Origin of the sequence: Citrobacter sp. Igbk 14 (genome assembly GCF_028069825.1) — a bacterium.
Lineage (GTDB): Bacteria > Pseudomonadota > Gammaproteobacteria > Enterobacterales > Enterobacteriaceae > Citrobacter.
In genome coordinates this window covers 1-676 of sequence record NZ_JANEWM010000163.1, presented here as the reverse complement: position 1 = coordinate 676, position 676 = coordinate 1, and the positions used below count along the sequence as shown (strand labels likewise).

The window sequence follows — 676 nt, the reverse complement described above, 5'->3', positions numbered from 1 at the left end:
ATTTTATATTCATGGTGCAGAGATGAAAATAATATTGAGTCCGCATATATATCTGCCGAGTCTGCAATACTTTATGTTTGGGATGCGATCAATAAAAATTTTACTTTAAAGCAAAAAAATTCTTTCGATGAATTAATCTCAACATATCAAAAAATATCAGAAGAGTATGTACAAAAATGCATACTACCATTTTGCAAAAATCTGCATGCCATATCCAGAGCCATTAATACCCGATGTTCTATCGATCTAAACATAAAACTATTCGACATTCTTGGTAGAGTTGCTATGCATGCTGAATGGTTACTCTATAGATTACAGAAATCTCATATTGAATTTCCTCCTTCTGAAGGTGAAAATCAAGAGCAACTTGAGATTAGAAATCAAATTGAAAGGATTTCAAAAACAATTCAAGAACTTGTTTCTAACAATCCTTTATTGTTATCACCCTACAAAGATGATCAAGCTATAGATATAAGTCTGGCAGCGCACATTTTATTACAGAATTCAAATAATGATGTGTTCCTGCAAGATTGGATAAAAAACCTAGCTGACAGAATAATGTTTGCATACAAAGCCCATATACCATCAATTTATATGCACACAACTACACTTAGAAACTATGCAGAAATTTTAGACTATAAAAATGATGATAACCATTTGTTACTACGTGTGATAT

1 pseudogene is annotated in these 676 nt (G+C 31.4%); it reads left to right on the top strand.

What is annotated here, in order from left to right:
• Window positions 1-676 (top strand): annotated as a pseudogene (locus tag NNN64_RS22935) (hypothetical protein); the annotation flags it as partial.